The organism is Bradyrhizobium sp. CB1015 (assembly GCF_025200925.1).
Taxonomy (GTDB): domain Bacteria; phylum Pseudomonadota; class Alphaproteobacteria; order Rhizobiales; family Xanthobacteraceae; genus Bradyrhizobium.
Genome location: NZ_CP104174.1, coordinates 7,518,185 through 7,544,359, shown reverse-complemented (window position 1 = coordinate 7,544,359; position 26,175 = coordinate 7,518,185). Strand labels below are relative to the sequence as shown.

At 66.4% G+C, this 26,175-nt stretch carries 23 protein-coding genes; 13 read left to right on the top strand and 10 right to left on the bottom strand.

From position 1 onward, the window contains the following. Positions 1–51: 51 nt before the first annotated feature. From N2604_RS35290 to poxB, 3 genes are all read left to right on the top strand, one after another. Entirely contained in the window at positions 52–966 is a 915-nt protein-coding gene (locus N2604_RS35290) for a 2-dehydro-3-deoxygalactonokinase (protein WP_260372547.1), read from the top strand. Positions 967–980: 14 nt separating this feature from the next. Continuing rightward, positions 981–1,613, top strand: coding sequence for a 2-dehydro-3-deoxy-6-phosphogalactonate aldolase (locus N2604_RS35285; protein ID WP_260372546.1), 633 nt, complete (start codon positions 981–983; stop codon positions 1,611–1,613). 107 nt (positions 1,614–1,720) lie between these two features. Then, positions 1,721–3,457, top strand: a complete 1,737-nt coding sequence (poxB, locus tag N2604_RS35280) for a ubiquinone-dependent pyruvate dehydrogenase (RefSeq protein ID WP_260372545.1) — start codon at positions 1,721–1,723, stop codon at positions 3,455–3,457. Between the two features lie 19 nt (positions 3,458–3,476). Here the strand turns inward: poxB and N2604_RS35275 are convergent, their stop codons facing one another. Continuing rightward, entirely contained in the window at positions 3,477–3,866 is a 390-nt protein-coding gene (locus N2604_RS35275) for a hypothetical protein (protein WP_260372544.1), read from the bottom strand. Positions 3,867–3,934: 68 nt separating this feature from the next. Further along, positions 3,935–4,843, bottom strand: coding sequence for a PaaI family thioesterase (locus tag N2604_RS35270; RefSeq protein ID WP_260372543.1), 909 nt, complete (start codon positions 4,841–4,843; stop codon positions 3,935–3,937). A 134-nt stretch (positions 4,844–4,977) separates the two neighbouring features. On the opposite strand from N2604_RS35270, the gene N2604_RS35265 reads away from it, so the two are divergent. After that, positions 4,978–5,298: a hypothetical protein gene (locus N2604_RS35265; protein WP_260372542.1), complete on the top strand. Its 321-nt coding sequence runs from the start codon at positions 4,978–4,980 to the stop codon at positions 5,296–5,298. 128 nt (positions 5,299–5,426) lie between these two features. On the opposite strand, the gene N2604_RS35260 is transcribed toward N2604_RS35265, so the two are convergent. The 3 genes from N2604_RS35260 to N2604_RS35250 form a co-directional block, all read right to left on the bottom strand. Next, on the bottom strand, positions 5,427–5,507 hold the full coding sequence (locus tag N2604_RS35260) for an SEC-C metal-binding domain-containing protein (protein ID WP_409241755.1): 81 nt from the start codon (positions 5,505–5,507) through the stop codon (positions 5,427–5,429). A 147-nt stretch (positions 5,508–5,654) separates the two neighbouring features. Beyond that, a complete protein-coding gene (locus N2604_RS35255) occupies positions 5,655–7,124 on the bottom strand; it encodes an amidase (RefSeq protein WP_260372541.1) in 1,470 nt (489 codons plus the stop codon). Positions 7,125–7,243: 119 nt separating this feature from the next. After that, positions 7,244–8,347: a ring-opening amidohydrolase gene (locus tag N2604_RS35250; protein ID WP_260372540.1), complete on the bottom strand. Its 1,104-nt coding sequence runs from the start codon at positions 8,345–8,347 to the stop codon at positions 7,244–7,246. 238 nt (positions 8,348–8,585) lie between these two features. Here N2604_RS35250 and N2604_RS35245 point away from each other — a divergent pair, with 238 nt between their 5' ends. From N2604_RS35245 to N2604_RS35225, 5 genes are all read left to right on the top strand, one after another. Beyond that, positions 8,586–10,922 carry a Tex family protein gene (locus N2604_RS35245; protein ID WP_260372539.1) on the top strand — a complete coding sequence of 779 codons (2,337 nt, stop codon included), beginning with the start codon at positions 8,586–8,588 and terminating at the stop codon, positions 10,920–10,922. Between the two features lie 479 nt (positions 10,923–11,401). After that, a complete protein-coding gene (gene ltrA / locus N2604_RS35240) occupies positions 11,402–12,934 on the top strand; it encodes a group II intron reverse transcriptase/maturase (RefSeq protein ID WP_409241725.1) in 1,533 nt (510 codons plus the stop codon). 180 nt (positions 12,935–13,114) lie between these two features. Further along, on the top strand, positions 13,115–13,558 hold the full coding sequence (locus N2604_RS35235) for a hypothetical protein (protein ID WP_260372538.1): 444 nt from the start codon (positions 13,115–13,117) through the stop codon (positions 13,556–13,558). Between the two features lie 97 nt (positions 13,559–13,655). After that, positions 13,656–14,348: a response regulator transcription factor gene (locus N2604_RS35230; protein WP_260372536.1), complete on the top strand. Its 693-nt coding sequence runs from the start codon at positions 13,656–13,658 to the stop codon at positions 14,346–14,348. After that, positions 14,335–15,411, top strand: coding sequence for a HAMP domain-containing sensor histidine kinase (locus N2604_RS35225; RefSeq protein WP_260372535.1), 1,077 nt, complete (start codon positions 14,335–14,337; stop codon positions 15,409–15,411). Before N2604_RS35230 ends, N2604_RS35225 begins: the two co-directional genes overlap by 14 nt. A gap of 12 nt (positions 15,412–15,423) precedes the next feature. Here the strand turns inward: N2604_RS35225 and N2604_RS35220 are convergent, their stop codons facing one another. Further along, entirely contained in the window at positions 15,424–15,795 is a 372-nt protein-coding gene (locus N2604_RS35220) for a response regulator transcription factor (protein ID WP_260372534.1), read from the bottom strand. Further along, the gene (locus N2604_RS35215) at positions 15,792–16,658 is read right to left on the bottom strand and encodes a S1C family serine protease (RefSeq protein ID WP_260372533.1); all 867 of its coding nucleotides are present in this window, start codon (positions 16,656–16,658) and stop codon (positions 15,792–15,794) included. The genes N2604_RS35220 and N2604_RS35215 overlap by 4 nt, the downstream gene beginning before the upstream one ends. Before the next feature lie 192 nt (positions 16,659–16,850). On the opposite strand from N2604_RS35215, the gene N2604_RS35210 reads away from it, so the two are divergent. From N2604_RS35210 to N2604_RS35195, 4 genes are all read left to right on the top strand, one after another. Next, a complete protein-coding gene (locus N2604_RS35210; RefSeq protein ID WP_260372532.1) occupies positions 16,851–17,816 on the top strand; it encodes a VOC family protein in 966 nt (321 codons plus the stop codon). A gap of 63 nt (positions 17,817–17,879) precedes the next feature. Next, positions 17,880–18,755, top strand: a complete 876-nt coding sequence (locus tag N2604_RS35205; RefSeq protein ID WP_260372531.1) for a dihydrodipicolinate synthase family protein — start codon at positions 17,880–17,882, stop codon at positions 18,753–18,755. 173 nt (positions 18,756–18,928) lie between these two features. Next, positions 18,929–20,035 (top strand): S1C family serine protease, encoded by a 1,107-nt coding sequence (locus N2604_RS35200; protein WP_260372530.1) that lies wholly within the window; start codon positions 18,929–18,931, stop codon positions 20,033–20,035. Between the two features lie 227 nt (positions 20,036–20,262). Then, positions 20,263–22,587 carry a xanthine dehydrogenase family protein molybdopterin-binding subunit gene (locus tag N2604_RS35195; protein WP_260372529.1) on the top strand — a complete coding sequence of 775 codons (2,325 nt, stop codon included), beginning with the start codon at positions 20,263–20,265 and terminating at the stop codon, positions 22,585–22,587. 320 nt (positions 22,588–22,907) lie between these two features. On the opposite strand, the gene N2604_RS35190 is transcribed toward N2604_RS35195, so the two are convergent. The 3 genes from N2604_RS35190 to N2604_RS35180 are packed head-to-tail and all read right to left on the bottom strand — an operon-like array spanning position 22,908 to position 26,123. After that, on the bottom strand, positions 22,908–24,104 hold the full coding sequence (locus tag N2604_RS35190; RefSeq protein WP_260372528.1) for an acyl-CoA dehydrogenase family protein: 1,197 nt from the start codon (positions 24,102–24,104) through the stop codon (positions 22,908–22,910). Positions 24,105–24,117: 13 nt separating this feature from the next. Beyond that, on the bottom strand, positions 24,118–25,266 hold the full coding sequence (locus tag N2604_RS35185; protein ID WP_260372527.1) for an acyl-CoA dehydrogenase family protein: 1,149 nt from the start codon (positions 25,264–25,266) through the stop codon (positions 24,118–24,120). 5 nt (positions 25,267–25,271) lie between these two features. Further along, the gene (locus tag N2604_RS35180) at positions 25,272–26,123 is read right to left on the bottom strand and encodes an enoyl-CoA hydratase (protein ID WP_260372526.1); all 852 of its coding nucleotides are present in this window, start codon (positions 26,121–26,123) and stop codon (positions 25,272–25,274) included. Positions 26,124–26,175: the final 52 nt, after the last annotated feature.

Genomic DNA, 26,175 nt, shown 5'->3' with positions numbered 1-26,175 from the left:
TCACGTGTCGCGGGACGGCGTCTTGGCCATGAGACGAGGACGAGACCTGACATGACCGAACCCGCCTACGTCGCGGTGGACTGGGGCACCAGCAGCTTCCGGCTCTGGCTGGTCGATCGTGCCGGTCAGGTGCTGGCCGAACGCCGCAGCGGCGAGGGCATGCTGGCGGCGGCTAGGAGCGGCTTTCCCGCCGTGCTGCAAGCGCATCTTGCCGCGGTCGAGGCGCCCGCACATCTGCCGGCTCTCGTCTGCGGCATGGCTGGTGCCAAGACCGGCTGGGTCGAGGCCGGCTATGTCGACACGCCGGCAAAGCTCTCGGCCGTCCTGAAGCAGGCCGTGCGCGTGCCGGGCGAGGCGCGCGACATCCGCATCCTGCCGGGCATCGCGCAGCGCGACGCAGCCGCGCCGGACGTCATGCGCGGCGAGGAAACGCAGCTACTCGGCGCGCTCGGCCTCGATGCTGCGGGCGAGGCGCTGGTCTGCATGCCCGGCACGCATTCGAAATGGGTTCGGGTGAAGGAGGGCGTCGTGGAACGTTTCTCCACCTTCATGACCGGCGAGCTGTTCAGCGTGGTCTCACGCGAGACCATCCTGTCGCTCGCGGTCGCGGGCGCCGATGAGGCCGAGGACGTCGCGAGCTTCAAGGCGGCCGTGAAGGCCGCGTTCGACGCCCCGGCCTTCGCCGCCAACCTGCTGTTCACCGCGCGGTCGCGCCAGCTATTGTTCGGCGGCACGCCGGCAGCGGCACGTGAGACGCTGTCGGGTACGTTGATCGGCGCCGAACTGGCGGCGGGGCTCTCCGGCACCGTGCCGCAAGCGGGCGTCCAGCTGATTGCCTCGGGGCGGCTTGCGGTGCTGTATCGGCTGGCTTTCGAGGCGTTGTCGGTGACCGCAAACACGGTCGACGCGGATGAAGCCGTCCGCCGCGGCCTGTCGATGGCGGCTGCCGCGATCTGGACGAAGTAGAAGGACTGCGAGAGATGAGCGTTCCCTTTCCGCCGATGCAGCGTCCGCTGGTCGCGATCCTGCGCGGCGTCAAGCCCGAGGAGACCGAAGCGATCATCGGCGTGCTGATCGAGGCCGGCATGACCGCGATCGAGATCCCCCTGAATTCACCCGATCCGTTCCGCTCGATCGGGCTTGCCGTGAAGCTCGCGCCCGCTGGTGTGCTGATCGGTGCCGGCACGGTGCTGACCACGGCAGATGTCGATCGGCTCAACGATGTCGGCGGCAGGCTGATGGTCTCGCCCAATGTCGACACCGAGGTGCTGGCGCGCGCGCATCAGCACGGAATGGTGACCATGCCCGGCGTGTTCTCGCCGACCGAGGCGCTGCTCGCGGCGCGCTCGGGCGCCTCGAGCCTGAAATTCTTTCCGGCGAGCGTGCTCGGCGCGTCCGGCATCGCCGCGATCCGCGCCGTGTTGCCATCAGGCGTGATGATCGCCGCCGTCGGCGGCGTCTCCGACCAGAACTTTGCCGAGTACATCAAGGGCGGCGTGACCGCCTTCGGGCTCGGCTCCAGTCTCTACAAGCCCGGAATGAGTGCGGCCGACGTCGCGGCGCGCGCGAAAGCGACGATCACCGCCTATGATCGGGCAATTGCGAAAGACTGAACCGCAATAAACTAGCCGTGAACCTGTCATAGCCTATTGTGCCTCATATTGCCGCGATGCTGATTTTGATACATCGGGTAGTGTGGCCGGCGCAGCAGGAGACCGACATGGCGATCAACAACGTGGCCGATCTGTTCGTGGCAACGCTCGAACAGGCCGGCGTCAAGCGCATCTACGGCATCGTCGGCGACAGCCTGAATGCCCTCACTGAGGCGCTGCGCCGCCGCGGCACGATCGAATGGATCCATGTCCGCCACGAGGAGGTGGCTGCGTTCGCTGCGGCCGGCGAAGCCGAGATGACCGGCAGCCTCGCGGTTTGCGCGGGCTCCTGCGGCCCCGGCAATCTGCATCTGATCAACGGCCTGTTCGATGCGCATCGCAGTCGCGTTCCCGTGCTGGCGATCGCGGCGCAGATCCCGACCGCCGAGATCGGCGGCGGCTATTTCCAGGAGACGCATCCGCAAAACCTGTTCCGCGAATGCAGCCATTATTGCGAGCTGGTCTCGGACCCGAGCCAGCTGCCTTACGTCCTGGAGAACGCGATTCGCGCGGCGGTTGGCTTGCGCGGCGTCGCCGTCGTCGCCATGCCCGGCGATGTCGCGTTCCGTGGTCCTCCGAAGCGCGCGTTGTCGACGACGCGCGGCCTTGCGCTGGCTCCGCCGAAGGTCGTGCCGCAGCCGGACGAGCTGAAGGCACTCGCCGATCTTCTCAACGGCGCCGAGCGCATCACGCTGTTCTGCGGCCGCGGCTGCGCCGGCGCGCATGCACCTTTGATGCAGCTCGCCGAAACGCTGAAGAGCCCGATCGTGCACGCCCTCGGCGGCAAGGAGCATGTCGAATACGACAACCCCTATGACGTCGGCATGACCGGCTTCATCGGCTTCTCCTCGGGCTACGCCGCGATGCATGCCTGCGACGCGCTGGTGATGCTCGGCACCGACTTTCCCTACAAGCAGTTCTTCCCTGATGATGCGAAGGTCGCGCAGATCGACATCCGCCCGGAAAATCTGGGACGGCGCTGCAGGATCGATCTCGGCCTCGTCGGCGACGTCAAGCCCACCATCGAGGCGCTGCTGCCGCTGCTCAAGACGAAGACGCAACGCAAGCATCTCGACGACGCCGTCGTGCATTACAAGAGAGCCCGCGAGGGCCTCGATTCGCTTGCCAAGGGCACGCCCGGAGCCAAGCCGATCCATCCGCAATATCTCGCCAAGGTCATCAGCGACCATGCCTCCGACGATGCCGTCTTCACTGCCGATGTCGGCACGCCGACGGTGTGGGCGGCGCGCTATCTCGACATGAACGGCCGCCGCCGCCTGATCGGCTCTTTCGTGCACGGCTCGATGGCCAACGCCATGCCGCAGGCGATCGGCGCGCAGGCCGCCCAGCCCGGGCGCCAGGTCATCTCGCTCTCCGGCGACGGCGGCTTCACCATGCTGATGGGAGATCTGATCACGCTGACGCAACAGAAGCTGCCGGTGAAGGTGGTCGTGTTCAACAACGGCGTGCTCGGCTTCGTCGCACTGGAGATGAAGGCCGCGGGCTTCGTCGACACCAATGTCGACCTGGAGAACCCGGACTTCGCCGCGATGGCGCGCGCGATGGGCATCTTTGCCAAGCGCGTCGAGGATCCCGGCGAGCTTCCGGGCGCGATGAAAGAAATGCTGGCGCATAACGGGCCGGCGCTGCTCGACGTCGTCACCGCCAAGCAGGAGCTGTCGATGCCGCCGACCATCACGGCCGAGCAGGTCAAGGGCTTCAGCCTCTGGGTGCTGCGCGCGGTGATGAACGGGCGCGGCGACGAGGTGCTGGACCTCGCGAAGACGAATCTCTTGCCGCGGTGATGTCGGCCGGCGCGGTGGTTCACCTCTCCCGAAGCTGCGACCCCTCACCCGGATTGCTGCGCAATCCGGCCTCTCCCCGCCGGGGAGAGGTGAAAGTCTGCCAGTGCAGCACGATGCCGATCAGCAGCGCCGGCACGAAGCCGAGCGCGATCAGGAAATGCGGCAGCTGCTTCGGCGAGATGAACGCGATGGCGATATCGGAGATCAGCCACAGCGCTGCGAACATCACCGCAAAATCCGTTCGCTGGCAGCGCAGGTAGTAGAACACGGCGGTGATGACGATGGCGGGGCCGATCGCGATGCCGATCATGATCGCCGTCAGCTCCTTCGGCGTCAGCGCGTCGAGGACCATCGACGCCAGCAGCCAGAGTGCGGCGAACATGGCGACGATGTCGAGCGGATGCCGCAATCCAATTCCTCTCGTGAAAGGCGGGCTATCGTTCTGGCCGGAACCGCAGCCGTCAAGTCAAAATGGGCCTATTCCTCGTCACGTCCAGGCGTCGGGCGCAGCATGAAGTGACCGAAAGCGGTGGCGATCGGCTTGGTCGCATCGTCCTGCCAGGCCCGCGCCTCGAAGGCGACGATACGGCGGCCCTGCTTCACGATCGAGACATCGGCAAAGCTGTCGAGCGCGCGTCCGGAGCGCAAATAGTTGACGGTGAGGCCGATCGGCTTGGGCGGCGCCGCAGTGCCGAGCTCGCGCGCCACTCCGACGATGGCGGTGGTCTCGAGGAAGGCGCCCGTCATGCCGCCGTGGATCGCGGGCAGGATCGGATTGCCGATGATCTGCGGCGAGAACGGCATCGTCAGCGTGCCGTCATCGTTGACGCGGATGCCGAGCGCGCGCGCGAACGGGCTGCGCGCAAAGGGGCCGTCCGGATCCTCCGGCGCCTCCAGCGTCGGGATGCTGCGCACATCCATCCGCCGGTCGGCGAGCATGTTGGTGCGGTTGGCACCGATCATGAAGCAGGCGGTTGCGGTCGCGACCGGATCGTCTTCGGACTCCTGATAGGCGGTGGAGCGCACGAAGGCGATCGAGCGCGTGGTGCGGTAGCAGACCGAATGCGCCTTGATGTCGAGACCTGGCGTTGCCGGCTTCTGGTAGTCGATGCGCAGATCGAGGGTTGCGATGGCGCGCGTGCCGTCGAGCGCAAGTTGCACCGCCATGCCGCAGCTCTCGTCCAGCATCGCAGTGACGACGCCGCCGTGCAGCACGCCGGTCTCGGTGTCGCCGACGAAGACGGGCCGGTAGGGCAGGCTCGACCACGCCTCGGCTGGCGCGAAGCGGTCGAGCTGGAGCCCGCTGATGTGGCCGTAATCGGAGCGGCGGCCCTTGATGGCCTCGGCGAGTTCCTCGAAGGCAAGCGTGGTCGGTAGGGTGCTCATAGGGACGTTCTAGACCAGTGTCGGCTCGCGCAAAACCCCGAATGGGTCCCGCACGGGGCGGTTTGGTCTCGACAGGGCGCGCCGAAGCGCCGATGGTGGGCGCTTCGTTCGTCGATGAACAGCAAGGAGCGCCCATGGCCGACCCCGAAACGCCCGCCACCAATCAGGGGCCCGTCACCATTTCGAGCTCCAGCTCGGAGCGGGCGCCGATCGTCTATTTCGACGGCGCATCCTGCTTCGGCCACCACAACGGCGCGATCCAGATCGAGCTTGCCGCAAACCTGTTGATGCCGGTCGGCGCCGCCGTCAGGGTCGACGTGGTCCAGACCGCGCATCTGCGTTGCAGTGTGGCCGCAGCGCTTGCGCTGCGCGAAGCCCTCGACAAGGCGCTCGCGATGTACAAGCAGGGCCAGCAGCAGCCGCCGACGGAAGACATTCCGGTGGTGAAGAACTAGAGCGCGATGAAATGAGGCTTGATCGCTGCAAAGACGGAGGTGCGCTCCCTCTCCCGCAAGCGGGAGACATGACCGAGCCGCGCCAATCGATTCGACCTAGAGCCATTCCGCTCTAGTGCCTTCGCGGCTCAGCCAGCCAAATCGGCGTTCAGGCAGCACTTCTTGAATTTCTTGCCGCTGCCGCAAGGGCAGGGGTCGTTGCGGCTCACCTTCGCAAACCGGGATCGCCTCGGTGGGAAGTCCCTCCGAGGTGCTCAACCGTTCGAGAATCTCATAGGCCTGCATTCGTGTGCTCCAGGAAACCGGAAGCATCCAGGATGACGTGAAGCGCAACTCGAGTCGAGCGATACCGCCTGCTAGCCCACATGCACCTTCGGCTTCTTGCCGCCGTTCCACTTGCCGTCGAGCGCGCGCTCGATCTGGGCGGCGAGCTGCAGCAGCAGGCCGTCATTGGCCTGCTTGGCGATGGCCTGGATGCCGAGCGGCAGGCCGTGGTCTTGCGCCGCCATCGGCATCGAGATCGCCGGCATGCCGCAGAGATTGGCGAGCGGCGTGAAGGCGAAGAAGCGCCAGAGATTCTCGAACCAGTCGCGCACATCAGGGTTGTCGGAGATGGTGAGATATTCCCTGGTGCCGACCTTCGGCGTCGGCAGCGCCGTGATCGGGGTCAGGATCACGTCCCATTGCTCGAAGAAGCTGCCGAAGCCGCGCGAGGTCGTGTTGAACACTCCTTGCATCTTCGCCCGCTCGGCGAAGCTGGTATGGCGCCCGGCTTCCCAGATGCGGATGTTCATGGGCTCGATCAGGTCATCCGGCGGCTTTTCCAGTCCACGCGCGGCGAGCATATTGGAGATCACCACCGCGAAGTTCGAGATGTAGCAGGTGGTCTGCGCCGCGAAGGCAGCGGGGAGGTCGATCTCCGGCAGCGCGTAGTCGACGTGATGGCCGAGGCCTTCGAGGAAGCGTCCGGCCTTCTCCAGTTCAGTGGCGATCTCGGGCGTCGCGGTGTAATTGCCCCATGTGTGCGACAGCGCGATGCGAAGCTTTGCCGGGTCGCGCTTGATCATCTCGGTGTAAGGCTGCGCCGTGGTCCAGAACGGCATGAACTCGCCGGGCGCGGGTCCCCGCGCGTGATCGACGAAGGCGGCGGTGTCGCGCACGCTGCGCGACTGGCAGCCCTGGATCGAGACGAGGCCGGTCAGGTCGGACATGTGCGGCGCCAGCGAGAACACGCCGCGCGACACCTTCAGGCCGATATTGCCGTTGACGCCGGCGGGAATGCGGATCGAGCCGCCGCCATCGGTCGCGTGCGCGATCGGCACCACGCCCGCGGCGACCATCGCGGCGCTGCCCGCCGACGAGCCGCAGGTGGTGTAGTCGGTATTCCAGGGATTGCGGGTGACGTAGACGGCGGGATTGTCGGCCGACGAGCACACGCCGAATTCCGGCGTCGTGGTGCGCCCGATCAGGTTGAGCCCCGCCTGGCGGAATTTGCCGGTGAGGAACGTATCGGCGCTCGCGCGATTGCCTCGCATCAAGAGCGAGCCCATCTCCTGCAGCCGGCCCTTCATGGTCGGCCCGAGGTCCTTCATCAGGAATGGCAGGCCCGCGAAGGGACCTGCGAGATTGGCGCCGTCCTTGGCGGGATCGGCGATCACGTCCTCGAACAGCTCGACCACGCCCGACAGCGCCGGATTGACCTTGGCAACGCCGGCGGCGGCCTGGCGCGCCAGCTCCTTCGCCGTCAGCTCGCCCTTGCGGACGCGCCCCGCCAGCGCGACGCCATCGTGCTGCGCCCATTCATTCCAGCTCATCGGCAAAGTCATAAAGTCAAATCCCCTTAAGGTCGCGGCGTCACCTTTTTCGCAACGGCCCGCGCGAATCAACTCAGCCGCCGCGAGGGGCAGGGTTGCATGGGACGGAGGGGTCGCAGAGGAGGGCCGTATCAATCCGACAGTCGTGCGATCGCTGCAACCGGGCCACCGCCCGCAGGTCCCTGATGCTCGGCGCCGCCGGAGACATAGACCGCACCGGTGCCGGCGAGACCTGCAATCAGGCCGCCGACCGCGGCGCGCGCGTGGCGGGTCGAGCTGATGTCGGTGTCCTCCAGCATGGTGTGGCGAAAGCCGCGCACGCTGCCGTCAGGCGAAGCCTCAGCTTTGGCAAAGATGTTGACGAGTGCGCAGCCCGGCTGCGGATTTGCACCAAGCCCGACGCTCTCCAATGCCGCGGTCACCGCCGCGGCGTCGATCGCATCCTCCATCACGGCATGCCCGATCACACACTCGCTGACTGACGACGTCGAATTGCCGAGCACGATGACGACGTTGTGCATCAGCTCGATTCCCGACGAGGTCGAGGCCACCTTGGAGAACAGATCATAGCGCCGCAGCACGTCGGCGTCGCCGACTTCTGTGGCGATCTCGCCGAGCGCGACCGCGACGCCCAACGCGGACGCACCGCGTGAATAGGCCATCGAGCTGTAAGCGCTTGTCGTCGCCGTTGTGTTGCCGCGCGCCTTTGCCGCCGCAACGCGGTCGCTGGTCAGCAGCGGGCACTTGATCTGCACGAAATGGACGTCCGCGGGATCGCCGATGCCGGCATCGGCCATCGCGGCTTGCACGGCCCTGGCCGTCTCGGTGATCTGCGCGGAGCGGCCGAGCTCCTCGGGCAGGAAGTCGCGCGTGTGCGCCATGCCGATGCTGAGGCGCTTGCCGGACAGGCCCGCCGGGCGCTCGGCTTCGCTGCGCGTGAACACCGTGATATGCGGGCTGAGCACGCCTTCGGTGCCGCCCGACATCACGAAGGCGATGCGCTGCTCGACTGCCGCCGGCGACAGGCCGAGCTTGGGCGCCAGCGCCGTGCAGAGCGCGGCCACCGCGTACTCCCGGGTGAAATCGTTGACGCCGCCATTGCCCTCGGTCTTGCCGAGAACGGCGAGGATCGAGGTGGGATCGATCGCGCCGGAGCCGATCAGGTCCATCAGGCCGGAGACGTCGCCGGGGCCCGTGGTGGCGATCCTGAAGACGCTGACCGATGTCGTACGCATGATTGGTCCTCGCGTGGAGTTCAGTGGCCCGGCGGAGCAAGCAGGCGCGGAACGCGGGGGTGATGTCAAGTCGTCGCGCGCCTACGATTGTGGCGAGATCGCATCGGTCGGGCAAAAAATCCTCTGTCGACGATTGCGCGCCGCACCTTGATGAATCAACCTTGGTTGGTCCATAAGCGGCGTCTCGCGGCCGGTGGTTCGCCCCTGCGCCCGCGTGCTTGGATAGAGGGAATCTCGCGTGGCCAACATCAACCAGAAGATTGCGCAGGAGCTTGGGGTTCGCGCCGAGCAGGTCGAGGCGGCGGTGACGCTGCTCGACGGCGGCGCAACGGTTCCCTTCATCGCCCGCTACCGCAAGGAAGCGACCGGTGCGCTCGACGACGCGCAATTGCGCACCCTGGAGGAGCGCCTGGTCTACCTGCGCGAACTCGAGGACCGCCGCAAGGCCATCCTCGAATCGGTCCGCGAGCAGGGCAAGCTCGACGCCGCGCTCGAGGCCTCGATTATGGCCGCCGACAGCAAGGCCCGCCTCGAGGATATCTATCTGCCGTTCAAGCCGAAGCGCCGCACCAAGGCGGAGATCGCCAAGGAAGCCGGCCTCGAGCCGCTCGCCAATCAGCTTATCGCCGAGCCCGGCAATGATCCGAAGGTCGTCGCCGAAGGCTTCATCAACGCGGAGAAGGGCGTAGCGGACGCCGCCGCCGCGCTCGACGGTGCCCGCGCCGTCCTGGTCGAGCGTTTCGACGAGGACGCCGACCTGATCGGCGCACTGCGTGAGGAGATGTGGACCAATGCGCGCATGGCCTCCAAGGTGCGCGACGGCAAGAAGACCGAGGGCGAGAAGTTCGCCGACTATTTCGATTTCTCCGAGCCGCTGACAAAACTGCCGTCGCACCGCATCCTCGCGATGTTCCGCGGTGAGAAGGAAGAGATTCTCGATCTGCAAATCCAGGCCGAGACTGAGGCGCCGCCACCGGGCGTGCCGAGCGCCTATGAATTGAAGATCATGAAGCGGTTCGGCATTGCCGACCTCAAGCGCCCCGGCGACCGTTGGCTGATCGACACCGTGCGCTGGGCCTGGCGCACCAAGATCCAGGTGCATCTCAATATCGATCTGCGCATGCGGCTGTGGAATTCGGCCGAGACCGAAGCCGTGCGCGTGTTCGCCTCCAACCTGCGCGACCTCCTGCTGGCCGCGCCCGCAGGCACCCGCGTCACCATGGGGCTCGATCCCGGCTACCGCACCGGCGTGAAGGTTGCCGTCGTCGATGCCACCGGCAAGGTGGTCGACACCACCGCGATCTATCCGCACGAGCCGCAGCGGCAGTGGAACGAGTCGCTGGCGACCCTCGGCCGGCTCGCGATCAAGCACAAGGTCGAGCTGATCGCGATCGGCAACGGCACCGCCTCGCGCGAGACCGACAAGCTCGCGACCGAGCTGGTCAAGGGGCTGCCTGAGCTGAAGATGAACAAGATCGTGGTGTCGGAAGCCGGCGCGTCGGTCTATTCGGCCTCGGCCTTCGCCTCGGAGGAGCTGCCCGGCCTCGATGTCACCCTGCGCGGCGCGGTGTCGATCGCACGGCGCCTGCAGGACCCGCTCGCCGAGCTCGTCAAGATCGAGCCGAAGGCGATCGGCGTCGGCCAGTACCAGCACGACCTCGGCCAGGCCAAGCTGGCCAAATCGCTCGATGCCGTGGTCGAGGATTGCGTGAACGCGGTCGGCGTCGACGTCAACACCGCCTCCGCGCCGCTGCTGGCGCGCGTGTCCGGCGTCGGCTCCGGCCTTGCCCAGAGCATCGTGGCGCATCGTGATGCCAACGGTCCGTTCAAGTCGCGCAAGGCGCTCAAGGACGTGCCGCGGCTCGGGCCGAAGGCGTTCGAGCAGTGTGCGGGCTTCCTGCGTATCCTCGGCGGCGAGGATCCGCTCGATGCCTCCGGCGTGCATCCGGAAGCCTATCCGGTGGTGCGCCGGATTCTCGAAGCGACCAGGAGCGACATCAAGGCGCTGATCGGCAACGGCGACGTCGTGCGCACCTTGAAGCCGAAGGATTTCGTCGACGAGACCTTCGGTCTGCCGACCGTCACCGACATCCTGAAGGAATTGGAAAAGCCCGGCCGCGACCCGCGCCCTGCGTTCAAGGCTGCGGTGTTCAAGGAAGGTGTCGAGGAGATCAAGGATCTCAAGAAGGGCATGATCCTCGAGGGTACCGTGACCAACGTCGCCGCCTTCGGCGCCTTCGTCGATATCGGCGTGCACCAGGACGGCCTCGTGCACATCTCGGCGATGTCCAAGACCTACATCAAGGACCCGCGCGAGGTGGTGAAGCCCGGCGACATCGTCAAGGTGAAGGTGCTGGACTTCGAGGTCGCCCGCAAGCGCATCTCGCTGACGCTGCGCCTCGACGACGAGGTCGGCGCCAAGAAGGACGCACCTGGCATGCAGCGCGACAACAATCAGCGCAACCCAACACGCATGACCTCGTCCGCGCCGCGCAAGCAGGAATCTTCGGGCGGCGGCGCCCTCGCCGAGGCGCTGCGACGCGCGGCGGAGAAGAACAACGGCAAGCGGGCGTGATCTGTCTTAACCTCTCCCCGCTCTTTGCGGTGAGAGGTCGGAATTCGCTCCATCCACGTCGTCATTGCAAGCGCAGCGAAGCAATCCAGACTCTCGCCGTGGAAAGATTCTGGATTGCTTGTGCGCCAGGAGAAGCTGGCGCGATCCAGCCGGTGGAAGACCGGTCCGGGTAGGCCGTAGCGGGCGCCCGGTAGCGAGTGTTGCGTGGTCGCCGGTGACGGCGGCTGCGAAGCGTACACAGCGATCCTGTGGGGTGGGCTATTGAGCCGCGAAAGACAGAAACTCGCAGAGGCCGAGACGGTAAGCAACGTCGAAGGCAACATGTGCGGTCCCGCTATGCGAGGGACTGACGCTCTGCCGTGGTCGAAGACCCCATCACGCAGGAAGGGATCGTGTCGGAACCTGGGAGGTCCCGCATCTGGCCGATGGCAACAAGCCTCCAAGGTCCGCATCGGGAAGGCGAGGAGCCGAAGCCGATGATGAACAGGTGCGGGAAGTCGGATGCGGCCGTAGTAGCTGGGAAGCCGGCGAACGAAGCGGAGCGATCCGCGGAGGAGCAGGTGGAGCAAAGGGCCGTGACCGAGGGGAATGCGGACCAGCAAAGCACGTCCCGGACGCCGAGCCGGACAAGCGTGACACCTGCGCTGGAACGCATACGGCGAACGGCAAGGGAAAGGAAGAAGGAGAGGTTCACCGCGCTGCTCCACCACATCAATCCCGACCTGCTCGCGGCGGAGTTCTTCGCGCTGAAGAAGCATGCCGCGGCGGGCGCGGACGGGGTGACGTGGCGGGACTATGAGCAAAACCTCAAGGCCAATCTCGAGGACCTGCATGCTCGTATCCACCGGGGCGCGTATCGACCACAGCCGTCGCGGCGGGTCTATATCCCGAAGCCGGACGGACGGCAGCGACCCCTGGCGATTGCGGCCCTTGAGGACAAGATCGTCCAGCGGGCAACGGCCGCTGTGCTCAACGCGATCTATGAGGAAGACTTCCTCGGGTTCTCGTACGGGTTCCGGCCCGGGCGCAGCACGCACGATGCGATGAATGCGCTCATGGTCGGAATCGAGCGCAGAAAGGTGAACTTCATTGTCGACGCCGACATCCGGGCGTTCTTCGACACGGTGGACCAGGAATGGCTGATCCGCTTCGTAGAGCATCGGATCGGCGACCAGCGCATCATCCGCCTGATCCGCAAATGGCTCAAGGCGGGTGTCCTCGAAGAAGGGACGGTCAGGGTCAGCGAGCAGGGGACAGCGCAAGGGGCGGTGATCTCGCCGCTGCTTGCCAACATCTACCTGCACTATGCCCTTGATCTGTGGGCCGAACGCTTCCGACGGCGCGAGGCCACGGGTGACATGATCATCGTGCGATACGCCGACGACTTCATTGTCGGCTTTGAGCATGAGGATGAGGCCCGGCACTTCCTCGAAGAACTGCGCATACGGCTTAAGGAGTTCGCGCTGTCACTGCATCCCGAGAAGACCCGGCTGATCGAGTTCGGACGCCATGCGGAGGACAACCGCCGGCGTCGCGGGCTCGGCAAGCCGGAGACCTTCAGCTTCCTCGGCTTCACCTTCATCTGCGGCCGATCCAGGCAAGGCAAGTTCCAGATCAGGCGCAAGTCTCGCAAGGATCGCATGCGGGCGAAGCTGCAAGCCGTGAAGCAGGGGCTGCAACGGCGCATGCACCAGTCGGTGCTCGAACAGGGCAAATGGCTGCGGCAGGTCGTCACCGGGTACTTCAATTACCATGCGGTGCCGACCAACAGCCGAGCGCTTGCCGCCTTCCGCTACTTCGTCATCGAACACTGGAGGCGAATGCTTCGGCGCCGCAGCCAGACCGACGGCACGACGTGGCAGCGGGTTGCGCGGCTTGCCTCCGACTTGCTCCCCAAGCCACAAATCCTCCATCCTTGGCCCCGAACACGCTTCGCCGTCACTCACCCGAGGTGGGAGCCGTATGCGGGAAAGCCGCACGTACGGATCTGTGCGGGGGGCGCTCAGCAATGAGCGTCCCTACCGCGACCGTCGCAAGGGCTCCTCGCAATGACGGAGCGAGCTGGGACTCGATCTCCCTAACTCCCGCGTCAGAATCTGGCGCATTTGTAAGTTGAAGCCGACGGCCCGTTCTTCTCATCTGATCCTCTTCGTGCGGCGCTAAGACCGCCGCACTGCAAGGAGGACGCTTCGATGAACAACAGGCTTCTCAAAGGCCTCATCGCGAGCGTGATCGCGGCCATGATGGCGGTCGCGTCACCGGCGCTCGCGCGCGGCGGCTTTGGCGGTGGCGGACATGGTGGTGGCCATTTCGGCGGCGCTGGGCATTTCGGCGGCGGCATGCACGCCGGCGGCTTTGGTGGCGTGCGGGCCGCCGGCATGGGCGGTGCACGCTTCGCCCACGTCGGCGGTCCCGCCTTTGGCGGGGCGCGGTTCGCGCATGCGGCGATCGGGCCGCGCTTTGCCGGCGCGGGCTGGCATGGCCATCACGGCTTCCACCATCACCACCATTTCCGTCGGTTCGCCGTCTTCGGCGCCCCCTATTTCTACGCCGGCTACAACGACGGCTGCTGGCGCAGGAGCTGGACGCCCTATGGATGGCAATGGGTCAATGTGTGCGGAGACTATTGGTACTAGCATCGCCGTACCGCACCATTGTCGCGATCGCCACCGGGCGGTTCCGTCCAGCCCCGGAACGGGATAGTCTGGTGGCGATTGTCGCGCGGAGTGTTTCATGAGCGGAGGTCACCGCCGCATCCTGGTCGTCGAGGACGATCCGGAGACCGCAGGCCAGCTCGTCGAGGAGCTGACGGTTTCGGGCTACGACGTCGACCTCGCCACCAATGGCCGCGAAGCCCTCAGCCACGGCGCCGCGCGCGACTATGCGGTGATCACCATCGACCGCATGCTGCCCGATATCGACGGCATCAGCGTGATGCGCCAGCTGCGCGACGACGGCATTGCCGCCCCCTTCCTGATCATCTCCGCGCTCGGCGAAGTCGACGACCGCGTGCGCGGCCTGCGCGCCGGCGGCGACGACTACCTCGTCAAGCCGTTCTCCTTCACCGAATTGCTGGCGCGGCTCGAGGCGCTCGGCCGCCGCAGCGAGACCATCGCCAAGGAAACGCTGCTGCGCGTCGGCGATCTCGCCATCGACCTGATCGCGCGCAGCGCCTCTCGCCGGGGCCGCAAGATCCCGCTGCTGCCGCGGGAATTCCAGCTGCTCGAATATCTCGTCCGCAACGAGGGCCGCGTCGTCTCCCGCGCGATGCTGCTGCAGCACGTCTGGGACCTGCATTTCGATCCCTCCACCAACATCATCGACGTCTATGTCGGCCGCGTCCGCCGCAAGGTCGACGATGCCCAGGCCTATCCGCTGATCCACACCATCCGCGGCATCGGATATTGCCTCCGTGCTCCTGGCTAAGACGCTTCGCTCCTCGACCTTCCGCCTGGCGCTGATTGCGATCGCAGCGTTCGGAATGATCGTCGCGGCGATCATGGCTTACGTCTATTTCGGCACCTTGGCCTATGTGGAGAGCCGGCTCGGCACGGTTGGCGATCATGACGGCTTTACCGGCATGATCGAGCTCGCGATGGCCGCCGTCGCCGCGCTGCTGCTGGTGCTCGCCGGGCTTGCGGCCGTGCTGGTGACGCGGCGCACCGTGGGACGGATCGAGCAGATCAATGCCACGAGCCGCGCCATCATGCTCGCAGGCCTCGACCAGCGTATCCCCTTGCGCGGCAGCAACGACGAGTGGGATCGTGTCGCCGAAAACCTCAACCAGATGCTCGACCGCATCGAGACGCTGATGGGCGAGGTCAAGCAGGTCAGCGACAATGTCGCGCACGATCTGCGCACGCCGCTGACGCGCATGCGCGGCCGGCTGGAGAAGGCCTACCACGCCCCGCGCAACAGCGAGGCGGATGCGGCGCTGATCGGCGACACCATCGCCGATCTCGATGCCGTGCTCGGCATGTTCGCCTCCATCACGCGGATCTCGGAGATCGAGACCCGCGCCCGCACCGGCGCCTTCCGCGCGCTTGATCTTTCCGAGATCGCCGCCGAGGTGGTCGAGCTCTACGATGCCGCCGCCGAGCAGACTGCCACGCGCCTCAGCCTCGATGGTGACCGCAAGGTCGCGATCACCGGCGACCGCGACCTCTTGTTCGACGCCATCGCCAATCTCGTCGACAACGCCATCAAGCATGGCCGCAAGGGTGGGCATGTGATTGTGAGCTGCCGCGGGGCCGATGGCGGTGCGGTGATCTCGATTGCCGACGACGGTCCCGGCATTCCCGCCGAGCAGCGCGAACATGTCTTCAAGCGTTTCTACCGGCTCGAGCAGAGCCGGTACACGCCGGGCAATGGTCTCGGCCTCAGCCTCGTTGCCGCGGTCGCGCGGCTTCATGGCGCCGAGATTGCGCTGCATGACAATGCGCCGGGCCTGAAGGTCGAGCTCAGCTTCCCGCCGACTTCGGCGAAGTGAGTCCCTCTGACGTCAGAGCTCGATCACGCCGCGGCGTGCCGCATGCGCGACTGCATCGGTGCGACCGGTGGCGTCGAGCTTGTCGAGCAGCGAGCCGACATGGAATTTGACGGTGTGCACGGAGATGCCGAGCTGCCGCGCGATCATCTTGTTGGAGGCGCCCTCGGCCATCAGCGCCAGCACGTCGAGCTCGCGCTGCGTCAGCGCGATGTCCGCAGGGCTGATACGTGGATCGCGGGCGACGATTGTCGCGGCAGGCTGCTCGCCGGGCGCGGCGAGGCGAAGCCCGGCGACATTGCCGAGCAGCGCCGCCAGGCGGTCGGCGAGGGCGGAATCGTCGATCTCTAGCGACAATACGATCTCGGCCGTCTTGTCCTCGCTCACGCCTCCGGCCTCTCGCCGATTGTGACCTTGAAGCTGATCGGCTCGCCGCCGCGGAGCGCGGCGACCTCGACCACCGTGCCGACGCTCGCAGGTCCCAGCGTCCGCGACAGTGCGCGCACGCCCGACAGTTTCTGGCCGTTGACCGCCACGATCACGTCGCCCTGGCGAATGCCGGCCGCGGCCGAAGGCCCGGCCTTGTCGACATTCATCACCATGGCACCGGTACCGTCGTCGAGCCGCACCGGCTGCAGTCCGAGGCCGAGATAGCCGCGCGCGATGCGGCCACGCGCCTCGAGCTGGGGCGCGACACGCTCGATCGTCGCCGTCGGGATCACCAGCACGCGCCGCGGGCCGAGCACGGCCATGCCAAAGGCTTCGCCCGACGCATCGAGCGCAAGCCCGCCCTGCTGGCTGTCCCGCAGGCGGACATCGAGCTCGATCCGCGCGTCGATGTCGCCGCCGCGCAAGGAGCGCCAGCTCTTGCCGGACGCCGACACCATCCCGAGCGCCGCGCTGGGTGTCTCCCGGTTGGTCGCGACCACGACCGACAATGCGCCAAGCGGCGGGACGGTTGCGGCGAGCTTGACCGGCGCGATGGCGCCATCCGTGCGCAATAGCGCGATATCGGTCGTATGGTCGCGGCCGACGATCGTGGCGGCCGCGGTGCCGCCGTCCGCAAGGCCGATCTGGACTGCCCCCTCGTCGGCCAGGGCTTCATCGGCGGTGACGATGAGGCCGGGCTTCCAGGCAAAGCCCGTTGCGCGGGAACGATGCGAATGCACGGCCACGACGGACGGCGCGGAGCGCGCCACCACATCCGCGAGCGCGGACGACAATGAGGACAGGGGACTTAGATCGGTCATGGCGGGCTCCTGTAAGTTGTCCTCAATCTGGGATGCCGCGGGCGATTGCGAAACTGGCCGGGTGGCCAGGACTAGGACGGCCTCCGTAGGACCACGGCCGACGAACATGTGATTGGGAGCCGCTCACGGGAACGTGTAGCAATCGGCCCGACATTGCGCCCCGCGGCCTCAACCATCAACGAGCCCCGACCGATGACCATCGATCTCACCCGCCGCACCCTGTTGCAGCTCGCCGGCGCCACCTCGCTCGCGATGGCCGCCGCAGCCGCCGCCCGTGCCGAGGGCACACCGCAGGGCGGCGGCCCGACGTTTGCCAGCCGCACGCCGATGCGCGTCGGCATGGTGACGCTGCGGGTGAAGAACCTCGACAAGGTGGCCGATTACTACCGCGACGTGATCGGGCTGACCGTGATGGAGCGCTCGGCGGCCACAGCCAAGCTCGGCACGTCAGGCCTCACGCTGCTGGTGTTGGAGGCCCGGCCCGATGCCGTAATCGAGCCGCGCAACGCCGCCGGCCTCTACCACACCGCCTTCCTGATGCCGACGCGCAAGGATCTGGCGCGCTGGCTGGTTCATGCCGCCTCGCACCGAGTGCCGTTGTCGGGCTTCGCCGATCATCTCGTCAGCGAATCCGTCTATCTCGACGACCCCGAAGGCAACGGCATCGAGGTCTATGCCGACCGCGATCCCTCGCAATGGCAATGGAGCGACGGCAGCGTGAACATGGCAACGGACGAGCTCAACATCCCCGACCTGTTGTCGCTGACCAACACGCGCGTTCCTGATTACGCCAAGGCGCCGGACGGAATGCGCATCGGCCACATGCATCTGCGCGTCGGCGATCTCGCGCAGGCCGAGAGCTTCTATCACGGCACTGTCGGCCTCGACCCGACCCGCCGCCGCAACGGCGCCGCGTTCCTGGCGTCGGGCCGCTATCACCATCACCTCGGCATGAACGTCTGGCAGAGCCAGGGCGCCGGCCAGCGCGACGATTTCACGACCGGTCTTGCCTGGTTCTCGCTGGTGATGGCGAAGCCGGAGCTGCTCGCCGCGCAGGAAGAACGGCTGCGCAAGGGCGGGGTGAAGATCACTGCACTTGCCGACGGCGTGGAGGCGGTCGATCCCTGGGGCACGCGGGTGCGTCTGCTCAGGGTTTGATCGCCGGCGCCGGCATTGGTAATAGCGGTCAGCCGCAAACCAATCGACCGGGATCCGCGCCGCATGTCCGAATTCCACGGTGTCTTTCCGTACCTCGTCTCGCCCGTCGATGCCGACGGCACGGTGCGAACCAACGTGCTGGCAAAACTCTGCGGCGACCTGATCGGCGCCGGCGTGCACGGGCTGACGCCGCTGGGCTCGACCGGCGAATTCGCCTATCTCAACGCCACGCAACGCATGGCGGTGGTGCAGACCACGATTGAAGCCGCCAAAGGCCGCGTGCCGGTCGTCGCCGGCGTCGCCTCGACTTCGACGACGGATGCGGTGGCGCAGGCGAAAGCCTATCAGAAGTGTGGGGCCGACGGCATCCTTGCGATCCTGGAGGCGTATTTCCCGCTGAACGATGCGCAAGTCGAATCCTACTTCCGCGCCATCGCCGATGCCGTGGACATTCCCGTCGTCATCTACACCAATCCGCAATTCCAGCGTTCCGATCTCACCCTCGACGTCATCGCGCGCCTCGCCGAGCATCCGCGCATCGGCTACATCAAGGATGCCTCGACCAACACCGGACGGCTGCTCTCGATCATGAACCGCTGCGGCGACGCCTTGCGCGTGTTCTCCGCCTCCGCCCACATTCCGGCGGCGGTGATGCTGATCGGCGGCCGCGGCTGGATGGCGGGACCTGCCTGCATCATCCCGCGCCAGAGCGTCGCGCTGTACGAGCTCTGCACGGCCGGCCGCTGGGACGAGGCCATGGCGCTGCAGCGCCGGCTGTGGCGGATCAACGAAGCCTTCGCCCGCTTTAATCTCGCGGCCTGCATCAAGGCCGGCCTTGCGATCCAGGGCTATGACGTCGGCGACCCCGTCGCGCCGCAGGCCGCGCTGACGGCCGACGCGCGCAAGGTGGTGGAAGCGGCGTTGAGGGAGCTGACATAGCTGTTTGCCACGCGGCAATATGCCCCGGCACCCCCCTGCGGGAGCCAAAAAGGCCCTTACCTGCCCAACCAAGAAACTTCCGTCCGTTTGCGACGTTGCTGCGTCAGCGACATCTGTCGCCTACGCATGCGCATGTCAGAGCCCGCATTCAGCACAAGACACGGTGATCACCAATGAATCGTCGCTACGCGATTGCCGCGGCAGCCTTCGCCGCCCTGCTGCTCGCCGTCACCGCCGCGAAGATCCTGCATGTCCCGATCTCGTATGTCCCATGGGCGGCGCCCTCCGCACGTGCTGTCGAGCAGCGCGGCCCGCTGTGGGACGGAGAAAGGGCGACGATCGACATCTTCGAGCGTGTATCGCCGTCGGTTGTTCAGGTTGCGGTCAGATCGGCGGCAAGTCCCCTCATGGGCGAGGAGAGCCAGGGCGGCGCCGGCGCTTCCGGGACGGGATTCGTCTGGGACCGCGAGGGGCACTTGGTGACGAACAATCATGTCGTCGCCAGTGGCGGCGAGATCGCCGTGCGCTTTGCGTCGGGAGAAGTGGCCCAGGTCGACCTGGTCGGCACGGCTCCCAATTACGATCTCGCGGTGCTGCGCATCCGCAGCGTGCGCCAGCTTCCGGCGCCGATCGCTCTCGGCAGTTCGAACGACCTGAAAGTCGGACAATCCGCCTTCGCGATCGGCAATCCCTTCGGGCTGGATCAGTCGATGACCTCTGGCATCATCAGCGCGCTCAAGCGCCGGCTCCCGACCCATGGCGGCCGGGAGATCGCCAACGTCATCCAGACCGATGCCGCCATCAACCCCGGCAATTCAGGCGGGCCGTTATTGGATTCCGCCGGCCGGCTGATCGGCGTCACGACCGCGATCATATCGCCGTCCGGATCGAATGCCGGCATCGGCTTTGCTGTGCCGGTCGACGTCGTGAACCGGATCGTGCCCGAGCTGATCCGCAATGGCCGGGTGCCGACGCCCGGCATCGGCATCGTGGCCGCCGGCGAGGATGTCGCGACGCGGCTTGGCGTCGAGGGGGTGATCGTGGTGCGCACGGCCCCCGGCAGCCCTGCCGAGCGGGCAGGAATTCGCGGCGTCAACTTTTCGACGGGAGCGGTCGGAGACATCATCACCGCAGCCGAAGGCAAGCCGGTGCGCCGCCTCTCCGACCTGACCGATGCGCTGGAGCAGGCCGGGGCCGGGAAGACCGTTCGGCTCACGGTCAAACGCGGCTCCGACAGCCGCGATGTCAATGTGAGCATCGTCGATATCGACCGGTCCTAGAGCATGATCCGGAAAAGTGTGAAGCGGTTTTCCGAAAAGATCATGCTCAAACAAAGACCTAAAGCGCGATGACGATTCGTCCAAATCTCATCGCGCTTTAGCCTCCCAATCCGCGCCTGCAAGGGGCTTTGACGCGCATTGCAGATGCGCCGGGGCTCGGTTGTCTGGCCCGCAAAATCCGCTAAAACCGCCGCGGTCGCTTTTGCGGATTTCGAGGACACAGCGGAATGAACATTGTTCCCGGCAATTTGCGTTTCGGAGCGGGGCAACCCGTCAAGCGTTTGGAAGACCAGAGGCTGCTCACCGGGAAGGGACAGTTTATCGACGACAAGCCGGCCGACGGCGCCTTGTGGTTGCACGTGCTGCGCTCGCCGCACGCCCACGCCAAGATCGTCTCGATCGACACCAGCGCCGCGGCTTCGATGCCGGGCGTCGCCGCGATCTACACCGGCGCGGACCTCGTCAAGGACGACATCGGCACCATCCCGACGCTGAACATCTTCAAGCGCCCGGACGGCAAGCCGATGACGGTGCCGCCGCGCCGGCTGCTCGCCGACGGGGTCGTGCGCTATGCCGGCGAGGCCGTGGCCGCCGTGGTGGCTTCATCGCGCGTGGAGGCGCAGAGCGCGGCCGAGGCGATCGTGGTCGAATACGACGTGCAGCCCGCGGTGGTCGACCCCGTCGAGGCGGTGAAGCCTGGCGCGCCCGTGGTATGGCCGGAGGCGCCCGACAACATCGTCGGCGCCATGGCTTACGGCGATGCCGCCAAGGTCGACGAGGCCTTTGCCAAGGCCGCGCATACGGTCGAGCTCGATATCGTCAGCCAGCGCCTGGTGCCATCCGCAATGGAGCCGCGCTCGACCATTGCCGAGATCGACAAGAAGTCCGGCCGTCTGTTGCTGCACGTGCAGTCGCAGACGCCGGCCTCGACCCGCGACGTGCTGGCGGAAGCCGTGCTCAAGCGTCCGAAGGATAGCGTCCGCGTGCTGGTCGGCGATATCGGCGGCGGCTTCGGCCAGAAGACCAATCTCTATCCCGAAGACGGCATCGTCGCTTACGCCGCGACCAAGCTGAACAAGAAGATCCGCTGGCGCGGCGACCGCACCGACGAATTCGTCGGCGGCACCCATGGCCGCGATCTCACGTCGACGGCCTCCTTCGCGCTGGATGAGAAGGGCAAGGTGCTCGCCTATCGCGTCAAGTCGATCGGCTGCACGGGGGCCTATTCCTCGGGCGCGGCCAACATCATCCCGCTGGTGCTCGGGCCGTTCGTGCAGACCGGTGTCTACGACCTGCCGCTGGTGCATTTCGAAGTGAAGACGGTGATGACCCACACCGCGCCGGTTGGCGCCTATCGCGGCGCAGGCCGCCCCGAGGCCGTGTTCATCGTCGAGCGCCTGTTCGACGCTGCTGCGCGAAAAATCGGCATGGATCCGCGCGCGATCCGCAAAGCCAATTACATCAAGCCGGCGCAGCTGCCCTACACCAATGCGGCCGGCCAGGTCTACGATTCCGGCGCCTTCGCACACATGCTCGACCGCGCCGTGAAGCTCGCGGACTGGGACGGCTTTGCCGCGCGCAAGAAGGCGGCGAAGAAGAAGGGCCTGCTCTACGGCCGCGGGCTCACCTCCTACATCGAGTGGACCGGCGGCCGCGCCCACACCGAGAAGGTGACGCTGCAGGCGACCTCGCAAGGCCGCGTCGTGCTGCATTCCGGCACCATGGCGATGGGGCAGGGGCTGCAGACCACCTACACCCAGATGATCTCCGACACGCTCGGCATTCCCATGGACAAGATCGACGTGGTCCAGGGCGACACCGATCTCGCCATGGGGTTCGGCAGCGTCGGCTCGCGTTCGCTGTTCGTCGGCGGCACGGCCGTTGCGGTCTCCTCCAACGATCTGATCCAGAAGGCGCGCGAGAAGGCGGCGAACGTGCTGGAGACCTCGGTCGAGGACATCGAATATCAGGGCGGCATGCTCACCGTGGTCGGCACCGACCGCCGCATCAGCCTGTTCGATCTCGCCGGGAAGGAGAGCGGCGCCAAGCTCAGCGTCGATTCCGAAGGCGAGGTCGATGGTCCGAGCTGGCCGAACGGCACGCATATCTGCGAGGTCGAGATCGACCCCGAGACCGGCGTCTCCAAGGTCGTGCGCTACACCACGGTCGACGATGTCGGCGTCGCCGTCAACCCGATGCTGGTGACGGGGCAGATCCATGGCGGCGTCGCGCAAGGCATCGGCCAGGCGCTGTATGAGGGCGTGTCGTATGACGCTGACGGCCAGCTGCTGACCGCGAGCTACCAGGACTATTGCATCCCGCGCGCCGACGACGTTCCGCCGATCGTGGTGACGCTGGACGATTCCGCACCCTGCCGCACCAATCCGCTCGGCGCAAAAGGCTGCGGCGAATCCGGCGCGATCGGCGGCCCGCCCTGCGTCACCAACGGCGTGATGGACGCACTCGCCGAGCTCGGCATCACCCAGCTCAACACGCCGCTGACGCCGCAGAAGCTCTGGCAGGCGATCCGGGACGCGAAGGCGGCAGGGTAAGTGCGCTAGCTGTTGCGCAGGCTATTGCGCCAAGCTCAGCTCGTCGTCCCGGGGCGCGCAAAGCGCGAGCCCGGGACCTATAACCACAGGGCGAGTTTGGCGAAGACTCGTAGTGACCAGCTTACCCCATAACCTTTCCCTGGGCTTATGGGTCCCCGCCCCCGTGCGCAATTGCGCACTAGGCGGGGACGAGAGCGAGATTGGAGCACGGGCGCTCGCCAAATACTCGGTGCCGTAGCCCGGATGGAGCAAAGCGAAATCCGGGGCCGCTCACGGTTGTTGTCCCGGATTGCGCTGCGCTCCATCCGGGCTACGAGCCCTCAAATCCCCAGCATCATCTTCGCGATGATGTCGCGCTGGATCTCCGAGGTGCCGCCGAAGATGGTGTAGGCGCGGCCGTTGAGATATTCCGGCATCACCGTCAGCATCTCCTCAGGGATCGCGGGCTCGTGGTTGAGCTTGTAGAGCGGGCGCATCGGCTCGACGGCGAGAGCATCATGGCCGATCACGTCGGCCCCTAACCGTGTCACGGCCTGGCGGATTTCACTGTTGCGCAGCTTCAGGATCGAGGACACCGCACCTGGATTTTGGCCGGTCTGCAGTGCCGAGAGCACGCGCAGCTCCGTCATCTCCAGCGCGTCGATGTCGACCTCGACCTCCGAGATCCGGGTTGCGATGTCGGGGCTGTCGATCGCCCGCCCCGTGAGGTCGGACTCGGCGAGGTCCGCGATCGCCTTCAGGCCTTCGCGCAGCTTGGCCGAGGCGATGCCCGCGCCGCGCTCGAACTCGAGCAGATATTTGCCGTAGGTCCAGCCCTTGCCTTCCTCGCCGACCCGGTTGGCCACGGGCACGCGCACGTCGTCGAAGAACACTTGGTTGACCTCGTGGTCGCCGCCGATGGTGAGGATGGGACGGATGGTGATGCCCGGCGTCTTCATGTCGATCAGGATGAAGCTGATGCCGTCCTGCTGCCGCTCGCCGTCGCTGGTGCGCACCAGCGCGAACATGCGGTTGGCGTGGTGCGCATGCGTGGTCCAGATCTTGGTGCCATTGATGATGTAATCGTCGCCGTCGCGCACCGCGCGTGTCTTCAATGACGACAGATCGGAGCCGGAGCCCGGCTCGGAATAGCCCTGGCACCAATAGTCCTCGCCGGAGAGAATCCGCGGCAGGTAAAAATTCTTCTGCTCGGGGCTGCCGAAGCCGATGATGACAGGCCCGACCATCTTCACGCCCATCACGTTGACGTTGGGCACGCCGGCGCGGGCGCATTCGGTTTCGAAGATCCAGCGCTGCGCCGGCGTCCAGTCGGGGCCGCCATATTCGACCGGCCAGCCCGGTGCGCCCCAGCCTTGGGCGTGCAGCGCCCGCTGCCAGGCCATGCCGATATCGGGGTCGGAGAACACCGATGGCGTCAGCGCGGTCGCGCGCTTCATCTCCTCGGTGAGGTTCTTGGCAATGAATCCGCGCACCTCATCCTGGAAGGCGCGCTCCTCGGCATTGAACGACAGGTCCATGATGCGCTCCTTGTCAGGCCGAGATGGCCCTGCGGCCAAGTTCGGCGTGGCGGGCATAGTGATGCGCGCTGCCGCCGAACAGCGTGTCGAAGGCGACGAGCCGCTTGAAATAGGCGCCAACCTCGAGCTCCTCCGTGACGCCCATGCCGCCATGCAGCTGGATCGACTGCTCGCCGACGAAGCGCGCGCATTTTCCGATCTTCGCCTTCGCGCCCGATGCCGCCCGGGCACGCTCGATCGGCGCGCGATCGGCCTTCAACGCCGCCCGCAGCGCCATCGAGCGCGCCTCGTCGACCTGCATCGCCATGTCGGCGAGGCGGTGGCGGATCACCTGGTTGGCCGACAGCGGCCGGCCGAACTGCTTTCGGATCTTGGTGTAGTCGAGCGTGGTGTCGAGCAGCGTCTGCATGATGCCGACCGCTTCGGCGCCCAGCGCCGCCATGGCGCGGTCAACCGCCCATTCGATCGCGGGCAGGGCATCGCTGCCGTCGCCGAGCAGGGCGTCCTCCGGCAGATGCGCGTCGAGCAGCTCGATGTTGCAGGCACGTCCGCCACCGAGACGCGGATAATCACTGATGACGAGGCCCGGCGTCGTGGCCGGCACGAGGAACAGGCCGATCCGCCCCGAGGGTCCCCGATGATCGTGGATATGGGCGGAGACGATGATCTCGTCGGCGGCATGTCCGTCGAGCACGGCAATCTTGCTGCCGGACAGGCGCCAGCCTTGTCCCGTCTTGTTGGCGCTGGTCGTGACCTTGGCAAGATCGAAGCGGGCGGCGCGCTCCGAATGCGCCAAGGCAAGCTTCAGCGATCCGTCCGCCACCTTGGGCAGGCTCGCCTGCTTCTGCTCGCTGGTGCCGCATCTGGCGATCAGCGCCGCCCCGAGCACGACAGTCGCGACATAGGGCTCCGACACCAGCCCGCGGCCGAAAGCCTCCATCAGGATGCCGATGTCGACCGCGCCGCCGCCGAGCCCGCCATACTCTTCGGGAAGCGGCAGCGCGAGCCAGCCGAGCTCGGCGAATTGCTTCCAAACGGCCGGGCTGAAGCCGAGCGGATCGTTCGCCATCTTGCGGCGGTGATCGGCATCGTAGCTTTCGGCCACGAACCGTTCCGCGCTTTCGCGCAGCAACTTTTGCTCGTCACTGAGATTGAGATCCATCGCGTCTACTCCGCGGCCGGCGGCGTGCGCACGGAGGGATGCAGGCCGGATGGATCGACGATCATGCCGAACTCCTGGAGATTGTGCGCGTGGCAGAGCTGATGCAGCGCGAAGGCCTGGTCGATCGCCGCCGGCTGGCCCATGACGTCGACCGAGCGATTGACCGCCTCCTTGGTCAGCTTCAGCGCGAACGACGGTTTTGTCGCGATCCTTCGCGCCAGCTCCAGCACGCGCGACGACAGTTCCGCGCGCGGCACGATCTGGTTGACCATGCCGAGCTGGTGCGCCTCCTCGGCGCTCCAGCTGTCGGCGGTGAACAGGAACTCCTTGGCCTTACGCGCGCCCAGCTCCCAGGGATGCACGAACCATTCGACGCCGCACACGCCCATGGTCACGACGGGATCGCAGAACTGTGCATCGTCGCTGGCGACGATGAGATCGCAGGCCCAGGCCAGCATCAAGCCCCCGGCGATGCACTTGCCGTGGACTTCGGCAATCGTGGGCTTCGCAAGGTTGCGCCAGCGCCGCGTGATCTGGAGATAAATCTCCTGCTCGCGGGCGAACCGGCCATGGGCGTTCGGCTCGGCAAAGCCGCCCCAATTTCCGATCGGCGGAAAATCGACCCCTGCGGTATTCTTGTCTCCGGGGCGCAGGTCGTGGCCGGAGGAGAAGTGCGGCCCGTTGCCGGCGAGAATGATCACCTTGACCGCATCGTCCTGCACCGCCGCGTCGAAGGCGGCGTTGAGGTCGTAGGTCATCTGCAGGTTCTGCGCGTTGCGCGCCTCGGGCCGGTTCATCACGACACGGACGATCGCCGGCTCCGGCCGTTCCACGAGGATGGTCTCGAACGAGGACATCGCGTTCCCCCTGGCGTTTCCGCTTTTGTTTGGCGGGAGTTGACTATGTCGG